Consider the following 19,363-nt stretch of genomic DNA (forward strand, 5'->3'; position numbering starts at 1 on the left):
ATCTATCGCCGATCTTATCGCCCGCTGAAATCCGGCTTGCGCTTGTCGACGAACGCGCGCACCGCTTCCTTGTGGTCGGCGGTCTCCGCAGTGCGAACCATCGCCGCGGCTTCGAGATCGAGCACCTGCGCGCAGGATGCACCGTCGGCCGCGGCGTTCAGCGCACGCTTCATGTGCTGGAACGCAACGCCCGGACCCGCCGCAAGCTCGCGCGCGAGGTTCAGTGCGGCCTCGTCGAGCTCTTCGTCGGCAACCAGGCGTGTGACCAGGCCGAGCTTGAGCGCCTCATCGGCACCGACCTTGCGCGATCGCATCATCAGCTCGCGAGCTGCGGACACACCGGCAAGGCGTGTCAGGAAATACGCGCCGCCGTAATCGCCTGAGAAACCCAGCGCGGTGAACGCGGTGTTGATGTTCAGTGTCGTGGACGCAATGCGGAAATCCGCCGACAGGCCCAGCCCGACACCGGCACCCATGACGGCGCCGCGCAGCGCGCTGACCGTCGGCTTGGGCATCGCATGCATCAGGTTCGCTGCCTCCATGCGCCGACGCAGCTGCGCAGTGCGATCCTCCGGCGTCATCTGCGCCAGCTCTTCGCGGTTGCCCGAGCCGGACTTCATGTCGCCGCCGGCGCAAAAGGCGCGGCCAGCGCCGCGCAGCAGCACCGCACGCACGCTGCGATCGTCGGCCGCGGCCTGCACGTACGCAAGCAGTTGGTCCATCACCGGCCCCGACAGCGCGTTGAGGCGGTCAGGGCGGTTCAGCGTGATCAGCGCCAGGCCGGCTTCGCGCTCGTACAGCACCCGTTCTGGAACTTCGCTCATGAGCCCATTGCGGCTAGCGCGCCGGACAGCTGCGCGCGGCATTCACGGACGATACGCTGCACTAATTCCTCGCAGCTGGGAATGTCGTCGATCAGTCCGATCACCATGCCGGCGGTGATCACGCCGCCGTTGGGGTCACCCGCGTCCAGCGCGGCCTTGCCACGCGAGCCGGCGACCAGGTGCCGGATGTCCTCGAACTTCGCACCGCCGGGGCGGTTTTCGATCGCGACGACCTCCTCGGTAACGGCGTTGCGGAACACTCGCGCGGTGTTCTTCATCGTACGGAAGATCAGCTTGGTGTCGCGCTCGCTACCGGCAAGCAGCGCCTGCTTTATCGATTCGTGGATCGGCGCCTCCTTCGTGACCTCGAAACGCGTGCCCATATTGATGCCCTCGGCACCCAGCGCCATCGCCGCCGCCATGCCGCGCCCGTCGCCGATGCCGCCCGAGGCAATCAGCGGAATCTTCAGCGCCTTAGCCGCGATCGGGATCAGCACCAGGCCGGGGATATCGTCCTCGCCGGGATGTCCGGCGCATTCGAAGCCGTCGATGCTGATCGCGTCAACGCCGGCGCGCTCGGCGCTCAGCGCGTGGCGGACCGCAACGCACTTGTGAACGATCCTGATGCCGGCGCTCTTGAGTTTTGCCCAGTGATCCGAGGACTTCGGGCCAGCGGTCTCGACGACCCGGATGCCGCCTTCGATGATCGCATCGATGTACTCGCCGTACGGTGGCGGCGAGATCGTCGGGAATACCGTCAGGTTCACGCCGAAGGGCTGATCGGTCATCGTGCGACAGCGAGCGATCTCCTTGGCGAGAGCTTCCGGCGTCGGCTGCGAAAGCCCCGTGAGAATGCCGAAGGCACCGGCGTTGGACACGGCCGATGCCATCTCGGCGAAGCCGACCCACTGCATGCCGCCCTGGATGATCGGGTAACGCACGCCCAGCATCTCGCTGACACGGGTCCTGATCGCAGGTGCCGCTACTCCGGTATCGCTCATCTTCACTCCGCCCAAGGGATGTGTTGGCCCGCGCTGACTTTTTGCAGATTCGCGCGACTCCATTACAGGTATCATTACAGGTACCTGTATTATAACGCGACGCAGACACCGTGAGCCAGACGACCCGATGCCGGATGACACCCAGAAGCCCGCCGCTCGCCGAACCTGGGCCTCGCTGCCCGAACTGATGCGGGTGACGGCCTGCGGCGACGGTGAATTCAGCGCGCTGCATAGCGTGCCCAACATCGGCGGCAAGGTATTCGGCGGACAGATGATCGCCCAGGGCCTGGCCGCTGCCGCGGCCGATGTCGCCGACGAGCGCCGGCTGCATATGCTGCAGGCGGGCTTCCTGACCCCGGTCGATCTCGATCCGCCGCCGCGTTACCAGGTCACGCCGACGCTCGAAGGCCGCAGCTACAGCCGGCGCGATGTGGTCGTGCGCCAGCAAGGCCGCCTCGCCTTCCAGATGAGCTGCGGCTTCAAGCGGCGCGAGCCAGGGCCGCGGCGCGCGCAGACGATGCCGGCGGTTCCCCCGCCCGAGGCCTTGCCGGGCCTGGCCGAACTCGCGGATCTCCATCGCAGTGAACTCAGCGACGGCATGCGCCGGGTGTTGACCGGCATCCCGCACTATCAGATACGCCCGATCGACGGCCGCGCATTCCTGTTCGGCCCCGGCGAGCCGCGACTGCGCTACTGGATCCGCCCGAGCAACGGCACCGATGCGGCCCCCCGCGCACAGGAACTGCTGCTGGGCTTCCTGTCCGACGCCTTTTTCAACAGTGCGATGCTGATGCCGCACATCCGCCAGCGGCTGGGCCGCGATTTCGCCGCGCCGACCTTGAATCACAGCCTGTGGCTGCACGGCGGCACAGCGGTCGACGAATGGCTGCTGTTCGACACCGAATCAGCGGTCGTCGAGGACGGCTGCGGGCTGGTGAACGCGGCCATCTACGATCGCGGCGGCATGCGCATCGCGAGCGCGACTCAGGAGTCGATGCTCCGCCTGCTCGGCTGAAGCGTCCGCAGTAGGCGGGCGAAAAACTCGTAGCCTCTCAGTGCGAGGGTGCCGGCGTGTCGTTCCAGATTGCCAGGGCGTCCAGACATTCGATGCGGCCGTCGGGTCCGACATACAGCGGGTTCACTTCCAGCGACACCAGGTCGGGGCCGAGCGCGATCGCGGCCTGCGCGATCCTTTCGACGACCTGCGCCACCGCATCCAGGTCCACCGCCGGCTGGCCACGGTAGCCACGCAGGATCTTGGCGGCGCGCAGTTCCTCGAACATCGCCCTGATCTCGCCAGCCGCAACCGGCAGCAGTCGCAGGCTGCTGTCCTGCAAGGCCTCCACCCAGACGCCGCCGAGGGAGACCGCGATCGCCAGCCCCCACTGCGGGTCACGCGCGATGCCGACGAACAGCTCGCTGCCTTTGGCTCGCATCGGCGACACGATGACGCCGTCGATCCGCGCGTCCGGCTGCGCCTTGGCGACGTTGGCCAGAATCCGCGCGTAGCCTTCGGCGACGGCCGCGTCGTCGGCCAGGTTCAGCAGTACGCCGCCGGCCTCGGTCTTGTGCGCGATATCGGGTGAGGCGATCTTCAGCACCACCGGGCCGAGCGCTTCGGCAGCAGCCATCACCGCCTGGGCCGACGAGGTCGCAGTCACCGCCGGAATCACCGGCACGCCGCTGGCCGCCAGGTACTCCAGCGTCTCGCGCTCGCTGCGCGGCCTGGCGACGGCCGCGGCAGACGGCGGCAGCGGCCGGTAGACCGCGCGATCCAGCGACGCAGACCAGGCGAAAGCATGGCCCAGTGCCTGGATGCCGTCGTCCAGGCCGCAAAGCGCAAACGGAACGCCGGACTCCTCCAGCAGCTTGAGGCTGAGCTCGCTGACGGGTTGCAGTGTCTGCGTCAACAGCACGCCCGGCTTGCCGCTGGCCTGGATGCCGCGGCCGATGTGCGCGAGGGCGACCGTGTTGAACTTGCTGATCTTCGACGCTTCGTCCGGCAGGCCGCAGACGGTCGCGGTGATGCCGATGCCTGGATCGCTGCCGGCGATCCTCAGCACGTTCTCGAACATTTCGGGTTTGGTGACGGCCGCGCCGGTGACATCGAGCGGGTTGTGTGTGGATGCACCCATTTCCGACAGCACGCCGCGCAGCGCAGCGAGCGTCTCCTCACCGAACTGGGGCAGCGCGACGCCGAACGTTTCGGCATTGTCGGCGACCATCTCGCAGGCGCCGCCGGAGATCGACACCAGGCCCAGCGAGCGCTGCGTGATCGGGCCGGTATAGGCGAGCAGCGCCGCGGTCTGGACCAGCTCCTCGATGCTGCCGACGCGCGCCAGGCCAAGCTGCCGGCACGCGCTATCGAAGACCTTGTCGTCGCCGACCAGCGCACCGGTGTGCGCCTGCGCCACTTTGGCGGTCAGCTCCGATGTGCCGACCTTGAGAATCACGATCGGTTTGCGCGCGGCATGGGCTCGTGCCGCGGACGCCATGAACGCGCGCGGATCGCGGATCGACTCGGCAAAAACTGCGACCGCCTTCGTCGACTCATCGTCTATCAGGAAATCCAGCACCTCGGCGAGCCCGATCATGGCCTCGTTGCCGAGTGTGACTGCGTAGCTGAGCCCCACGCCTTGCTGCTGGGCGAAACCCATGATGGCGCCGGCCGTCGCGCCGCTCTGCGAAACCACGGCGACCGGCCCTGCCCGCTTGACCATCGGCGGCAGCACGATCGCAGGCACGTTGTCGATGTAATTGATGAAGCCCAGCGAGTTGGGGCCGAACAGCGACAGCCCCAGCGAGCGAGCGCGGTCGATCAATTCATCCTGGATTCTGGCGCCCTGCTCGCCGAGTTCGGCGAAACCGGAGGTCAGCACCACGGCGTAGCGGATGCCAGCCGCGGCGACATCTTCGAGCACGCCGAGAACCACGCCTGCAGGCACCATGATCACAGCGATGTCCACAGCCCGGCCTATCGCCACGCAGGACGTGAAGGCGGCGCGGCCGAAAACTTCGCCACCCTTGGGATTCACCAGATGCAGTTCGCCGGCGTAGCCGCTGGCGCGGATGCCGCCGAGCAGGATCTGGCACCACGTGGATTTTTCGGTGGCGCCGACCAAGGCGATCGAGCGCGCGCGGAACAGCTTCGACAGGTCGGCAGGCTTGCGGGTGGGAGTCATCGGAATCTCAAAAAAATGGGCGGGTCAGCCGACTTTCGGATAGTTGCCGCCACCATGGAGCGCGTCGGCCGCGGCGCGATCGATCTGCCCCATCGCATTGCGCGGCAGGCTGTCGGCGAAGCTCACGCTCTTGGGTTTCTTGTACGAGGCGATGCGTTCGCGGCAGTGATCGATCAGCTCCTGTTCGCTGGCGTCGTGGCCCGGCCTTTTCAGCACAATGGCCTTGACGTTCTGCGACCAGGTCGGGTCCGGCACGCCGATCACGCAGGCGTCGGCGACCGCCGGATGCCGCTTCAGGCAGGCCTCGACCTCGGCCGGATACACGTTCTCCAGCCCGGTCTTGATCATCGTGGTCCTGGGGCCGACGAATACCAGTGAGCCGTCGTCCTTGCGCAGCCCCAGGTCGTTGGTGCGATGCCAGCCGTGGCGTGTGCGGCGCGCGTTTTCCTCGTCGCGATGCAGGTAGCCGCACATCACCAGCGGGCCGCGCGCACAGATTTCACCGACCTGGTTCGGAGGCACTTCCTTGCCGTCCTCATCGGCGATCATGATCTGCAGGAACGGCGCCGGGCGGCCGGCAGCACTGCCGCCCATCCAGGTCAGCACCGACAGGCCACCGATCTCGGTCTGGCCGTAGCCGCCGAAGGTCTTCATCAGCGGCGCCGTCACCGGCATCACCATCGGCAGCTTCCAGTCGCGCATGTCCGGCGTCGGGAACAGGCTGCTGACGTCGTAGGCCCCGTCCCTGTTGAGCGCGCGCATCTGCTCGACCGTCGGCAAGGTCAGGAAGCCGTGCGTGATGCGCTCGGCGACCACCAGGTCGAGCAGTTGTTTTGCATCGACGCGCGGCACGAACACGCAGCGGCCGCCGGCGAGGAAGGTCGCGAGCGTGCCCATCAGCACGCCCACATGGAACATCGGGCCGGACACCAGGTAGGCACTGCTTTCGTGGATCTCCTGGCCCTGCACGTTGATCATGCCCTGCAGCAGCAGCGCCGTATGCGACAACAGCGCGGCATTGGGCCTGCCGTCGAAAGCGGCGGTATAGATCGCGAGGACCGGCTTTTCGGAATCGATCTGCAGGTCGGCATCGGCATCGCTGGCGGCGGCGAGCAGCGTCTCGTAGCCGCCGGGCTCGCCCGCCTCGGCGTCGTGCTGGATCCAGTGATGCTGATCCATCCACGATGCGCGTGTGGCGCGGTAGGCCTCGCCGATCTCGGCCTCCTGCCAGAACACCACCTTGGGCTGAAAGTCTTCGATGCTGGCGGTCACTTCGGCCGCGGTCATCCGCCAGTTCGCCGGGCACAGCAGCGCGCCGAGCTTGGCGGCGGCGAGCAGCACTTCCATCACGCGAAACGAGTTCTGGCCCAGCCACAGCAGGCGATCGTTCTCTCCGACGCCGTGAGTGCGCAACACGTTGACCAGCCGGTTCACGCGCGCGTCGAGCTGCGCGAACGTGAACCGGTGATGCGCGTCGACCACCGCGACTCGCTGTGGCCGCGAGCGACGCTGCTCGCGCAGCAGATCGCCCAGGCCATAGAGCCGCACCGTATCGTAGGCCGGGCTGCAGCGGGTCTGTGTACTTGTCATGTCGCGTGTCATGTCGCGGCTCGCTTGTCGGCGCGCGTGACACGCCTGAGGAATTCGATCAGAGGCCGGTTGAAAGCGTCGTTGCGGTCGCCGGCGACCATGTGATCGGCATCGGCAGCCTCGTCGAGGCTGGCGAATCCATCCGGTGCCGAGCGCATGAAATCGTGGATTTCCGTCGCGCCGCCCATCTCGATGTTCGGCACGATGTCGACCAGTACCAGCGCGCTCGCGCAGGGCATATCGCCCTCGCCCACCGTTAGCAGCGCCGCCAGGCCGCCCAGCGAGGCGCCGACCAGGCCGGGACGGCCCGGCAACTGCGCCAGTACCGCGCGCAGATCGTCGGCCTGCCGATCCATACGGTAGTCCCCATCGGCGGCCCAACTGCTGTCGCCATGGCCGCGCAGGTCCAGGCTCAGCGCGTGAAAACCCGCAGCTGCCAGTTCCACCTTCGCGAACTCAGGGCCGCACACGCGGACCGGGATGGCCGCAGCCGCAGAGATCGCGCGTCAGCGTCGCCCGTATACCGGTCGCCATGCGCACGAAGCTCAGCGCACGGTCGAGCCGGCTGCTGACGAGCAGTTCTCCGTCATCGGCGCGGTCCAGCTGCCATTCCAGGCTGTCGATATGAGCACCGTCACCGCAGCGGCACTCCAGCGCCAGCGCCGGACCCAGCTCGATCCAGCGGCGCAGCTCGATGTCCGCAGCGTTCTGCAGGCGCGCATACGCGTCCGGCCGCGCCCATACGACCTTGCCCTTGAACAGCGCAGCCGGATCGGTGCCGCTGGCGATGAGCCCGTCGAGCACGGCGGCAGTGACGCCGAACACCGCCGCGATATCGAAGCGTCCGATCATCGACCGGATACGGCCGAATTCGTAGGGGCTCGCATCGGCGGTGCAGACGATCAGATTGCGATCCACCATCGCCAGCTTCAACGGCAGCATCTGGACGACGTCGCCCAGCGTTGAGATCACCAGCGTATGGCGGCCGCGAGCGAACGCATAGGTGTCGAGAATGCGGCCGACGGCTTGCTTGGCGCGGTCGATATCGCGCTCGGACGCCGGCAGAAAATGAAACTGACCGGTGATCAGATAACGCCCGACGACGGCGGCAGGACGTGCCGGGTAGGCGCCGCCCTCTGCGGCGGAGTGGCTGATGGCGCTCATTGCCGGGTCACCCGTGGAATCTTGTGAGGCGGCCCGAGTTTGAGCAGCTCATCGCAGGGCGTGAGCTCGACCTGCACCGGCACGTTCAGGGCGCTGCGCAAACGCTCCGACAGGCGCGCGGCGAGACCGTCGGCAGTGCCCTGAAGCAAGGCGGGCTCGTAGCCGACGCGCAGCCTCAGCGCGGCGAGGTCGCGCTGAGGCCGGATGATCTGGAACAGGCATGAGCGAGTTTCGTGTTCGGCCTCCACCAGCGGCTGGATGTCGCGCGGCAGGATCGAGCGGCCATCGACGAGGATCTGGTCGCCTTTGCGCCCGATAGGCCAGAAGCGTGCATGCGTTCGTCCACAGGCACAGGGGCTGTGGTCCATGCGCACGAGGTCTTCGGTCCGATAGCGGATCATCGGCGCGTGATCGTCGGCCAGCGAGGTCACCACCATCTCGCCGATCTGGCCGTCGGGCACGGGCTTGCCATCGTCGTCCAGGTTTTCGACCAGCGCGAGGTCCTCCGAGGCGTGCATACCGTCGTGCATGCGGCACTGCACGGCGCCGCTGACATCGCCCAGCGTGGTGAACTCGAACAATTCCAGTCCCCAGCTTTTGACCAGCGCCGCGAAGCGCGGCGACAGCGGTTCGCCGCCGAACATCACACCCTTGTAGGACGAGAACACATCGAGCGGATCGATGCCGGTCTTTTCGAAGTACTGCTCCAGACCGATGATCAGCGGACTCGACAGCATCATCAGCACGGTCGGCCGGAACTGGCGAGACGCCGCGACGAAGCGCGGAATCTCGGCCGGATCGTGGGCGATCGGGATCGCCGTCAGACCGATGCGCGACAGGCCATGCGCGTGAAACATGCCGCCGCGATAGGTGAACATCAAGAACACGATGGCGTCGCCGGGACGCGCGCCCATGTGCCAGTAACCGCGCATCAGGTCCTGATCGACGGCGGTGTACATGCCATGCGGTATCGGCGTGGGTTCGCCGGTGGTGCCGGAGGTGGAGCTGATCGTGACCAGCTCATCCGGGCTTGCCATCAGCATGCCGCCCATGGGATCACCGTGCGCGTCGCGCCAGGCGCGGATGTGATCCTTGTCGATGAAGGGAGCGCGCGCCTTGAAGTCCGCCAGTGAGCGAATGTCCTGCGGCGCGAGGCCAGCCGCCTCCCAGGTGGAGCGGATCAGCGGCGCGCCCTTGTAGGCCCGCGGCAACAGTTCCAGCAGGCGCGCCTGCTGGAACTGCTCGATATCAGCACGCGGCATCGTCTCGCGCCACGGATCGTAGTAACGCTCGTCAACGCACTCTGTCGGCGCGCTCGTCGCAACACTCATCGGATTCTCCTCCGCATGGTCGCTCGCCTAGTCGGCGAGCCGGAACACCGGCAGCAGCCAGCCGTCCTGGATCGGGTTCCACTCCACCTGCACACGCTGGCCGATCGCCACAGTGGCAGGGTCCACGCCGACCAGGTTCGAGACCAGCCGTGTTCCCGGCGCGCCGTCGAGATCGACGACGATCGGCACGTAGACGAAATCCGCCACGTCCGGGTACGGCGAGCGCGTGCAGACGACATAGCTGTAGATCGTCGCGGTGCCCGGCAGCGTCGGCCACTGCAGCTGCTTGCTCTGGCACTTGGGGCAGAACGGCGTCGGCGGCATGCGGAACGCGCCGCAGCTACCGCACTGGCAGGCGGTGAGCCGGCGCTCGCGGGCGGCCTGCCAGAACGGCTCGGTCGCCGGATTGGTGCTGATGGCGATGTGATCGCCGGGTACGGCGATGGAAAGCGTCACGCTCATCGTCATTTCCTCAGCACGAGGCCGGATACCGGCAGCGACGCCGGGCCGCCGGTGACCAGCGCGAGTTCCGCGTCGGGCACCTGGTTGATCGCGACGCCGCGCAACTGCTCGACCGCTTCGCGGATATGCGTCATGCCGATGATGTAGGCCTCCGACAACTGCCCTCCGTGCGGGTTCACCGGGATACTGCCGCCGTCGAATCGGATCGCGCCGCTTTCGACAAAGGCGCCGCCTTCGCCTCGCGCGCAGAAACCGTAGTCTTCGAGCTGCATCAGCACCAGCGGGCTGAAGTGGTCGTAGAGCAGCGCCACATCCATGTCGGCGGCGCTCAGCCCGGTCTTGGCCCACAGGCGATCGGCGATGGATTTGTTGCCTGCCGACGCGAAATACTCGTCCGGCATGCCCATCCATGCGAAAGCACGGCCCCATTGCGCGCGACCGCCGTGCACGGCGCCATGGATATAGACCGGCTTCTGCTTGAGATCGAGAGCGCGATCGGAAGTGGTGGTAATCACCGCGACGGCGCCGTCGGTTTCCAGGCAAAAATCCAGGCGGCACAGCGGATCGGCAAGCATCGGCGCGGCGAAGTATTCATCGAGCGTCAGCGGCGTACGGCGCATCGCGCCGGGACGGTTGAGCGTGTTCTGCCGGCTCGACATCACGATCTCGGCGAAGGCTTCGCGCCGCGTGCCGTAAAGATGCATATGGCGGCGCGCGAGCACCGACATCAGATGGCCAGGCCCGACCAGACCCGACGGTTGCAGGAAGGAGTTCTCCGGGTCCGGCGCCAAGGCGCCGAACACCGTGCCGAGCCGCTGCTTGGCCTGCTGCAGCGCCATGACCGTGACCACGTACGTGGCGTCACCGGCGATCAGCGCGGCTGCGGCCAGGCCCATCGACCCGGCCGATCCGCCGCCACCGCTGGTCAGCGTCGCGGTGAACGTCACCTCGGGGATGCCGAGCATCTCCATCAGGCTGGCGGTGTCCATCTTGTCGACATAACCGGCCATGGCACTCGCGTAATACGCGAAGCCGTCGATCTGCTGCACCTTGATGCCAGCGTCGTCGCAGGCCGCGAGGATCGCGTCGCCGATCATCTCGTTGGTGGTGCGCGGCCAGGATTGGCCCCGCGGGTAATACGGCGTGGCGCCGACACCCACGATTGCCGCCTTGTCGCGGTGTTCCCAGACCATCGCTCTCGTTCCTCATCGCAGTAGGCCCCGTCGTCGATCGGGTCCGACGGCCGAGCCGATATCACCGATTCTCTAAACAGGTATTTCTTTTAATGTTAGAAGCCGGCGACCGATGGGTCAACCGAAAGTCGATGCAGAAATGCAACATTGAGTCGATTCCGGGCGAGTCGATTCCGGGGTTTTCGCCCCCGATGGTTGCCGATCAATCGATCAATCCAAGCGGGGACGACGATTCATCGCGGGCCATGCGAGCACCCTCCGCCCGCAGACCGACATCGAATCCGTTACCTGAATCAGGGGAAACGGGAGGCACTGGAGAACAGACCACCGCACCGGCTGCCCGCGACTGACGCAAGCACACCGCCATCGTCAGCCGCCTGGCCGGCGGCATAGGCAACGCCCAGCGCGCTCGTCGACAGGACCAAGATCAGGGCCGCGCGGCGCGGCGAATAGTCGAACCAGCGCAGCCAGGGGCGTGGCGCAGGCCGCGGCGAGAGCTGCCCTGCGCGCCAGTCGGCCGCGTCGACCGTGACGGCGATAGCGGCCGCGCTCCGTTCGCCGAACAGCCAGCGGCGAGCCGCCATTACACCGAAGTAAATCTGGCCAAAAAGGAAAGCCGCTATTGCGCAACAGGCCATCGTTCACCTCCGTCCTCACTCCTGATTCCAGTTCAGCTTGCCAGCAACGACGTTAAGGGCTCATCGTCCCGTCCACTGCGGCTTGCGCTTCTGCGTGAACGCGACGACGCCCTCCATCATGTCCTCGCTGGTCGTGAGCCGGTCGACTACCGCACTGCGTGCTCGGGCGCCATCGATCTGCGAGGCATGACGGTCGGCTTCGGCGAGCGCCTGCAGCGTGCATTGCACCGCAACCGGTGAGGCTTCGAGTATCTCCGCAGCGAGTTCGCGTGCAGCGTCCAAGGCCTTTCCGGCATCGGCGACCCGGTTCACCAGCCCGTGACTGCGCGCTTCGTCGACGCCCATTCGCCGGCCGGTCAACAGCAGTTCGACCGCGATTTTGCGCGGGACGTTCCGAGGCAGGCGGACGATGCCGCCGGCACCGGCAAACAGCCCGACCTTGACCTCGGGCAACGCAAACTGCGCCTGAGTATCGGCCACCAGCAGGTCGCAGGCCAGCGCGGTTTCAAAGCCGCCGCCCATGGCGTAACCGTTGACCGCGGCGATGACCGGCTTGTTGCGTTCGAGCCGGCTGGTAAGGCCGGCGAAGCCCTGCTTGGGTATGAAGCTGGGTTTGCCGCTGGCCTGCCAGCGCAGGTCGTTGCCGGTGCAGAACGCCTCGGTTCCTGCGCCGGTCAGGATCGCAATCCAGAGTTCCGGATCAGCGAAAAAAGCGTCGAAGATTTCCTCGACTTCGAGATTGGCGGGCGGCGACAGCGCGTTGCGCACCTCCGGCCGGTTGATGGTGATTTCCAGGACACGGCCGCGACGTTCGACTTTGCAGAACTCGTAGTCGCCACGCAGCGTCCTGGGACGCGGCGGAAACAGCGCTGAAAGTCTCTGCTCGCTGAAGGCGAAGCGATTGCCGAAGGCGAAGCTGCGCACGGCGATGGGCTTGCCGAGCGCATCGGCGGCGAGCATCGCGCCGATGGTCTCGATGTCCTGATCGGCGCTCATCGCGAAGAACCGTTCGCCGCTGCCATCCATGCGGCCGATGACGATGGCATGCTTCGGCTCGCCCTTGTCGTAAACCAGTGTGTAGGTTTCGATGCGCGCTTGTCCGTCCGCCTGGAACAGCGTGGGCGGTGCGGCGGCGGCGTCCAGGGACGCCTGCAGCGCGCTCGAGTCGCATCGCTTCCACGCAGCCGGTCGCGTCGAAAACACGCCGGCCGAGTACTTCGACATCAGGCCGCCGTTGGCACCGACGAGACCGAAGCTGCCGGGATCGGCGCGCAACTTCTCTACCATGCTGGCAGTGGCATGCATCGAGTAATTGTTGCCAGCCCCGCCGAAGTACGGCAGGCCACCGGTGACCGTCAGCCCCCGAGGGTCGTCGTGGGCGATACCGAGGCCGTCGGCGACGTTTGACACCGCGATCGGAAAGCAGCTGTAAAAGTCGAGATATCGAACCTGGCCGATGTCGACGTCGGCAGCGTCCAGTGCACTGCGGCAGGCGGCGACCGCCGCCGGACTGCGGCCCAGATCGGCACGTTCGATCAGGCTGCGCTCGCGCAGATCCGCATACCCATGTAGGTAAATCCATTGCGACTCGGGAATGCCGAGTTCGCGAGCGACGCCGACGCTGGTCATCAGCAGCGCCGCTGCCTGATTGACCTGATCGCGCGAAACCAGCAGCCGTGGATAGGGCTCCGAGATCATGCGGTTGCGCGCCGTCACCGACACCAGGTCCCCAGCCGAATGCGCCTCGGGCGCAGCGGCATACGGATTCTGCGCGGCGATCGTCGTAAAGGGTGCGAACAGTTCGCCCATTTGCCGCGCGTACGCCTCCCGGCTCAACCCCAGCCGGCTGCGGCGCGCGTTCTCGCACAACGCATAGCCTTGGGCCGCAGCAGTCAGCCCGTGGCTGCGTTGGTAGTGGGTACTCAAGCCCTGCATGCCGTATCCGCGGTCCTCCAGCTGGCCCTCGACGTGCTCGGTCCAGTCAGGCTTTTCGTCGCGGCCGGCGAAATTGCGCACCGAGGAGATTGCCTCCGATCCCACCAGCAGCGCGACACGGATTTTGCCGCCGGCGATGGATTCGGCCACTTCACTCAGCAGATGTTGCGGCCCCTGCCCGCCGGTCACTTCAAGGATCGCGTGGTCCGGACGGGCGCCGATCCGCTGGGCGACAGACCGGGGGAAATTATTGGAGCGGCCCAGCGGCGCCTGCGCCATCGGAAACGAGATCTCGAACTGGCGGATGCCCGCCACCAGGTCGATCGAGGGGGCTAGCGCAGCCAGCGACAAGGCATCATCGCAGGCCCTGCGTGCCGCGGCGGCGGCCAATTCCACGGCCGACAATCCACGATAGCCCGCGTCTTCAAGACGCTCGACGACCTGCCCGACCCCAACCAGGATGGGAGTATTGAGTTCCATTGCCATAGGAAGCTGGACACCTTAGCTTTCTCGACCACGTCGGGTCGAACGCATTTAAGATACCTCTATTATAACACTGGCCTGCAGTTCGCTGGTGTAGCAGGGCCGAGCAGGAAGCCAGGCTCTACGTCGCGGGTATCGAGCGTCCCCCAGCACCGGTTATCCGCAGTATGCCGCCGCTTTCGATCTTTCTGCCGTTCTGGGACTGTTGCTGCTCGTCCTGATGGTCAGTTTTCAATCGGCAGCAACACTGATGTGCTCCTTGTGCCACGTGCAATGGGCGCTCGCTTACATCGCCGCATCGTTCGGCCTTATCCAGATTCTTGATCTTATCGGACAGCGCTTCGGCTGGCCCGTGGAGATCGTACGCGTTCTGATCATCGCAGTGGCCGTCGGCTTCTTCGTGACCCTGGTCCTGGCCTGGTATCACGGCGAGCGTGGCGCGCAGCGGATTACGACGACCGAGATGCTGATCCTCGCAGCGCTTTTGGCGGCCGGCGGTGTGCTGGCATGGCGTCTTGCGCTGCCAACCGCCACAAGCGTCGCGATAGCCAATTCCACGCGCGTGCCTGACGACAAGTCCATCGCGGTGCTCGCCTTCGCTGATCTGAGTCCGGGACACGACCAGGAGTATTTCTCGGACGGGCTGTCGGAGGAGCTGATCAACAGCCTCGGCCGCGCTGGCACATTCAAGGTTATGGGCCGCACTTCGTCGTTCCAGTTCAAGAACAGCAAGGACGACCCGCGAACCATCGGACAAAAGCTCGGTGTCGGCTACCTGGTCGACGGCAGCGTGCGCAAGGCCTCGGACCGCGTACGCATCGGCGTGGCGCTGGTGCGCGCCGACGACGGATCCAACCTGTGGTCCGACACCTACGACCGCGACCTGAAGGACATCTTCGCGGTGCAGACCGAGATAGCCATCGCGGTTACCGGGCAACTGCAACACTCGCTGGGAATGGCCACGACGCAAACCCTGGTAGCCAAACCCGGTGACGGCCGGCCACCGAGCGGGAACATCGAGGCCTACCAGGCGCTGCTGCAGGGCAACTTCCACTCCCGGCGCGCGGACGCAGCCGACGAAGTCAAGGCCATGGAATTCTACGAACGCGCGATCGCGCTGGATCCACGCTACGCGCTCGCCCACGCTCAGCTCGCCATCTCCGGTCTCTGGTATGCGGGGACTTATTCCAACGACTCGGGCGTCGAACGCGAAGTCACCATGGCCCGAGTGCGTTTGGCGGTAGCCACGGCCATGGCACTCGAGCCCGACCTTGCCCGGGCCCATTTCGCCCTCGCCCAACTCCGGCGGATCGACCTTCAATTCGCGGACGCCGAAAGGGAGTTCGCGCGGGCCGCCGAGCTCGCGCCGAACGATGCGGGCGTGATCCGCCAGCTCGGCCTCATGCAGTCCGAACGCGGCAACATTGGTGGGGCGCTCGCCACGATCGACCGGGCGGTCGCGCTCGATCCCCTGTCACGCGACGCGCTGTTCTCGCGAGGCCTCTTGTTGGATCTGATCGGACGCTTCGACGAAGCCGAAGCTGCGCTTCGCAAGGCCATCGAGATCGAGCCCCAGGCGGCGGCGAACCATTCGCAGCTTGCCATCACCAAGATCCACCAGGGTGATACCTCCGCCGCGATCGCGGTCGCGCGGCAGGAAACCGATCCGTTCTGGCGTCGTTGGGCGCTGGCGATGGCCCTGTTCGCACACGGTGATCGCAAGCAGGCGGACGCCGAACTCGAGGCATTGATCCGCGATAACGGCGCGGACTCCCCTTTCCAGATCAGCGAAGTCTATGCGGCACGCAAGAGTCCAGACGACGCCTTCAGCTGGCTGGATCGCGCGCTAGCCGCCAAGGACCCTGGCGTCAACCAGCTCTTCACATCGAGCCCGCTCGCTGCCTACCGCAACGATCCCCGTTACGCAGCGATCGCACGCAAGGCTGGCCTGGATCCGGCCAACGCTCCGGCCCTGGAGCAAAAAAAACACGGCTCGGTGGCGCCAGCGCACGGTAAACGAAAGCGCCGTGGCCACCTCGATCCAAGCGGCGCTTCAAGGCCCAGCGTCGCCCGAATCATGTCGCTGCAAATTCGCCGGCATGAAGGCATTCGCTGTTGTTGCTGATCTCAACCGGCAGTAACAGTTCACAGTTTCCTCAGGCCGCGACTGCGAGTCGTATCACGGACGCAACTTGGTGCCGTTGGCCAAGCTTGGTGAATTAGAACATCATCGCTTCTGTAAGTTGATGAAGCTGCCGGCGCGATCGAACTTTTCCGAGCTGATCGAAAACAGATCGAGCACCGTGTCGAAAACGTCCGGCTGTTGATATTCGGCGCGATCGGCGATCGAGATCGGCACCGACGCCTTCACGATCAGAGGAACCCGTGCCTGCTCCTCCGGCAGCGGCACACCCGGGGGCATGCCGTGGAACATTACGCCGTTCTCCATCAAAGATTCGCCGTGGTCTGACAGATAGAGAAACACGAACGGGACTCCGGAGCCGTCAAGGACGTGAATGATCTCGCCCACGACATGATCGACGTAGAGGATTGTGTTGTCGTAGGAGTTGTATAGCTGATCCAGGGTGCATTTGTTTGCGACGTCGGCATCGTTGCAGGTGGGCTCAAATCGCTGGAACTCCGGCGGTATGCGGTCGCGATAGATGGGTCCGTGGCTGCCGCCGCCCAGATGCAGGACCACGAACGAGTAGCCGGACCGGTACGCCTGCAGATTGGCACTCAGCAAAGGTATTACGTCTTCGTCGTAGCAGTGTCCGCCATGTCCACAGTGAGTCACCCGGGTTTCACCCACCGTGGCACAGTTGTCGTAGAGCGTGTAGTTGACGTAGCAGGCCGTCGGTACGCCTGCCTTGGCAACGATTGCCGGCAGCGTGATGCGATTCATTCGCAAGATCTTCGGCAGCGCGTACAGGGTCGATGCAACGCTGGCGATGCCGTTGAGAGTGTGGAGCCCCTCAATCTCACGCAGCGTGGGTGTCGTGTCCTGCCGCTCGTACCCATAGATGCCGAAATTTTTCTGACGGGATGACTCTCCGATGGCCAGGACGACCACGAGATTGCCGGGCGACGTGACAGTGGCCGAGAACTCAGGTGGCCGGCGATGGAAACTCAGATAGGGCGCCAAGGCATGGGCTGCAGTACCGATCGTCCCGGAGACCACGTTTACGGGCACCAGCAAATACACGATGTACTTGTTGGAGATAGTGCCCGCTCGCTGAATGCTGTTGCGGTTTAGGTAAAGGCAGGCGACCGCGACGGATATCGTGATCACAACGACCGCCAGCGATGCGAGCAGGTATCGACCGGAAGGCCGGAAGCCAATGTCCACGCGCAACAGAAGCAGCACGGGCACAAGCGCGAGGAACAACGCATACGGAATCATCTGCAGAGATATCAGCTGCCCGACCTCGGTGGGATCGGTGTGCAAGACGTTTTGAATCATCGAGCCGTCGACGGCCACGTTGTACTTGGAGATGAAATAGGTGGCCGCGGCGCTTGCGACCGTCAACAGGATGGCCAGCGGCTTGATCGTCCAGCGGTGAGCCAGTAGCGTGAAGAATGCGGTGAACAGACATAGTCCGGCGAGCAGATACGCTGACAACGACAGGTAGTCCAGGCCATCCTTTCCTGGGAACCATTTCGCCAGTTTCTCGAAGTTGATCGCGTTGCAGACGATGTATAGCGATGCTGGATATGCGATACAGAATGCGGTGTGGGATATACGGAACTTGCGATAAACGCTCATAGTTGTTGTCGTATCTCGCTGTCCAACGTCGACCGGGCGGTTCAGTTAGTCAAAAGGCATGCGAATCATGACATGCCATCTGCCGAAATGTGGAAGCCGGCAGGCAGTACACAGTCGCATTGCCGTTTGGCCTCAACCTAACGAAATGCTAACCAAACGCCTTACATAATGTCGGTTATGGAACGACCTGTAGTCCATTCCGGCGCACTGTCGACCGTTGAAGCCGCTGCGGCGCGGCCACTTGACTGCTCTCCCCTTTCGGGCACGGGAACGTCAGGCGAAGGATTGCCCTCAATAGCCCACCCCCCCCCAGCGTCTCGAGCGCCAAGTTCGCCAGACGCGCCCGTGACCGATAAGAACCACGACCGCCCGAAGGCACTACGCGGGACCGGAGTTCAAGCGTCGCGCTGGGCGCTGACGCGGCGCGCCACGCATGGAGGGAAGCGCGGCTCCAGTGACACCACGATCGCACCCCGGCCCTCAGACTGGCGCAGCGCATACGGCTGGCTGCTTGCTCCCGCTGCGATCTCGGTGCTGCTCCTCGCGGGCTCGATAGTCCCCGAGGTGCCACTTGAACGACTGGATTCCGCGACCGCTATCGGCGACGACATTCGCCTCGTCCTGCCGCCAACGTACCTGGCACTCGACCCGATATGTCGTTTGCTGGACACGCTGACACTGTTAACACTGGGGCAACTTGGCTCCCTATGGGGCACGCTGATCGGCGCATGCGCCGCCTACGGGGCCCTGACCGGCCGCGGCCGCTCAGCTTCACATCGATGGCGGCAAGGCGCGATCTGGGCGGTGACGGCAACGGCGGTCATCCTGGCCATCTCCGCCGCCGGTATCCTGTTGCCTCGGCCCATGGCTGCGCTCGCCGTTCAATCGCCAAACCTTATGACGATTGATTTTCACAGCCACACCAACGCCTCGCACGATGGGCGTCCAGGTTTCGATTCCGAGGCCAACCGTGCATGGCACGTGGCCGGTGGCTTCAATGTCGCGTATCTGTCGGACCACGCAAACTGGAAAGCGATAGGCGCAGCCGAGAAACAGAACCCCGCGGTTGCCGGTGCCGGCACCATGCTCTTGAGCGCCGTGGAGGTTCGGCTAGGTCGCTATTACGTCGTCGCACTCGGACCGGAGGCACAGTACGAGCCTGCGCTCAAGGGCAACTTGCTCGATGACGACGCCCGCTACGCTGGCGCTCGCCGCGGCAGCCTGATTTACACGCTTCCACTACCGCCTCTGGACCTGCAAAGCAGCAGCGTTCCCCGATTCAAGGACGTCTCCGCAATCGAAATTTGCGATGCCAGTCCAAGGGGCCTCGCGCAGTCACAGGAGTACCACGAAACGCTTCTTGCGTGGGCCGACGACATGAACGTGCCCGTAGTTGCGTCGTCAAACAACCATGGGTGGGGTCGCACAGCAGCCTGCTGGACGCTGATGGAGGTCCCCGGGTGGCGGCAGATGGATCAGAACCGCTTGTCCAGCGCCATTGAGCAGAACCTGCGCGGCGGCCGCAAAGCAACTTCGGTTGTGGCCATGCGCCCACCGGTTGGTGAGTTGACGGGCTGGCGTACTCTAGCCTTAGCTCCCATGCTAGTGATGTACCTGACCAGGTCGCTGGGCGCCGCTGAGCGTTGCTCCTGGATCGCCTATGTTTGGGGGTGGGCACTCATGTGCCGGAGGTGGCGACAGAGTCGTAGCCAGGTCGGGAGTGATCCCGTTCGGGTCGCGGTTCAGTAGGCGATTCACTTCGGCAATACATGCTAAGAACAAGCTGGCTTGCTC

At 65.1% G+C, this 19,363-nt stretch carries 15 protein-coding genes; 3 read left to right on the top strand and 12 right to left on the bottom strand.

What is annotated here, in order from left to right; all coding sequences use genetic code 11:
* Positions 1-14 precede the first annotated feature (14 nt).
* Together JWQ90_RS12060 and JWQ90_RS12065 are read right to left on the bottom strand one after the other, a co-directional pair.
* Entirely contained in the window at positions 15-824 is an 810-nt protein-coding gene (locus tag JWQ90_RS12060) for an enoyl-CoA hydratase-related protein (RefSeq protein WP_299694049.1), read from the bottom strand.
* The gene (locus JWQ90_RS12065) at positions 821-1,795 is read right to left on the bottom strand and encodes a nitronate monooxygenase family protein (protein WP_366919504.1); all 975 of its coding nucleotides are present in this window, start codon (positions 1,793-1,795) and stop codon (positions 821-823) included. Before JWQ90_RS12065 ends, JWQ90_RS12060 begins: the two co-directional genes overlap by 4 nt.
* 157 nt (positions 1,796-1,952) lie before the next feature.
* On the opposite strand from JWQ90_RS12065, the gene JWQ90_RS12070 reads away from it, so the two are divergent.
* On the top strand, positions 1,953-2,840 hold the full coding sequence (locus tag JWQ90_RS12070; protein WP_299694055.1) for an acyl-CoA thioesterase II: 888 nt from the start codon (positions 1,953-1,955) through the stop codon (positions 2,838-2,840).
* A 37-nt stretch (positions 2,841-2,877) separates the two neighbouring features.
* Here the strand turns inward: JWQ90_RS12070 and JWQ90_RS12075 are convergent, their stop codons facing one another.
* The 9 genes from JWQ90_RS12075 to JWQ90_RS12115 form a co-directional block, all read right to left on the bottom strand.
* Entirely contained in the window at positions 2,878-5,007 is a 2,130-nt protein-coding gene (locus JWQ90_RS12075) for an acetate--CoA ligase family protein (RefSeq protein WP_299694058.1), read from the bottom strand.
* A 24-nt stretch (positions 5,008-5,031) separates the two neighbouring features.
* Positions 5,032-6,609, bottom strand: coding sequence for an AMP-binding protein (locus JWQ90_RS12080; protein WP_299694061.1), 1,578 nt, complete (start codon positions 6,607-6,609; stop codon positions 5,032-5,034).
* Positions 6,606-7,043, bottom strand: a complete 438-nt coding sequence (locus JWQ90_RS12085; RefSeq protein ID WP_299694063.1) for an alpha/beta fold hydrolase — start codon at positions 7,041-7,043, stop codon at positions 6,606-6,608. The genes JWQ90_RS12080 and JWQ90_RS12085 overlap by 4 nt, the downstream gene beginning before the upstream one ends.
* A 10-nt stretch (positions 7,044-7,053) precedes the next feature.
* Complete coding sequence (locus JWQ90_RS12090; RefSeq protein ID WP_299694065.1) at positions 7,054-7,761, bottom strand: hypothetical protein; 708 nt, start codon at positions 7,759-7,761, stop codon at positions 7,054-7,056.
* The gene (locus tag JWQ90_RS12095) at positions 7,758-9,092 is read right to left on the bottom strand and encodes an AMP-binding protein (protein WP_299694067.1); all 1,335 of its coding nucleotides are present in this window, start codon (positions 9,090-9,092) and stop codon (positions 7,758-7,760) included. Before JWQ90_RS12095 ends, JWQ90_RS12090 begins: the two co-directional genes overlap by 4 nt.
* Positions 9,093-9,119: 27 nt before the next feature.
* The gene (locus JWQ90_RS12100) at positions 9,120-9,554 is read right to left on the bottom strand and encodes an OB-fold domain-containing protein (protein WP_299694069.1); all 435 of its coding nucleotides are present in this window, start codon (positions 9,552-9,554) and stop codon (positions 9,120-9,122) included.
* A gap of 2 nt (positions 9,555-9,556) precedes the next feature.
* Positions 9,557-10,747, bottom strand: a complete 1,191-nt coding sequence (locus JWQ90_RS12105) for a hypothetical protein (protein ID WP_299694072.1) — start codon at positions 10,745-10,747, stop codon at positions 9,557-9,559.
* A gap of 293 nt (positions 10,748-11,040) precedes the next feature.
* On the bottom strand, positions 11,041-11,385 hold the full coding sequence (locus tag JWQ90_RS12110; protein ID WP_299694075.1) for a hypothetical protein: 345 nt from the start codon (positions 11,383-11,385) through the stop codon (positions 11,041-11,043).
* A 60-nt stretch (positions 11,386-11,445) separates the two neighbouring features.
* On the bottom strand, positions 11,446-13,806 hold the full coding sequence (locus tag JWQ90_RS12115; RefSeq protein ID WP_299694078.1) for an acetyl-CoA acetyltransferase: 2,361 nt from the start codon (positions 13,804-13,806) through the stop codon (positions 11,446-11,448).
* Between the two features lie 202 nt (positions 13,807-14,008).
* Here JWQ90_RS12115 and JWQ90_RS12120 point away from each other — a divergent pair, with 202 nt between their 5' ends.
* Positions 14,009-15,928, top strand: a complete 1,920-nt coding sequence (locus tag JWQ90_RS12120; RefSeq protein ID WP_299694081.1) for a tetratricopeptide repeat protein — start codon at positions 14,009-14,011, stop codon at positions 15,926-15,928.
* Positions 15,929-16,030: 102 nt separating this feature from the next.
* On the opposite strand, the gene JWQ90_RS12125 is transcribed toward JWQ90_RS12120, so the two are convergent.
* On the bottom strand, positions 16,031-17,569 hold the full coding sequence (locus JWQ90_RS12125) for a phosphoethanolamine transferase domain-containing protein (protein ID WP_299694084.1): 1,539 nt from the start codon (positions 17,567-17,569) through the stop codon (positions 16,031-16,033).
* Between the two features lie 345 nt (positions 17,570-17,914).
* Here JWQ90_RS12125 and JWQ90_RS12130 point away from each other — a divergent pair, with 345 nt between their 5' ends.
* Entirely contained in the window at positions 17,915-19,318 is a 1,404-nt protein-coding gene (locus JWQ90_RS12130) for a hypothetical protein (protein WP_299694087.1), read from the top strand.
* Positions 19,319-19,363 lie beyond the last annotated feature (45 nt).

Origin of the sequence: Hydrocarboniphaga sp. (assembly GCF_028291725.1) — a bacterium.
GTDB lineage: Bacteria > Pseudomonadota > Gammaproteobacteria > Nevskiales > Nevskiaceae > Hydrocarboniphaga.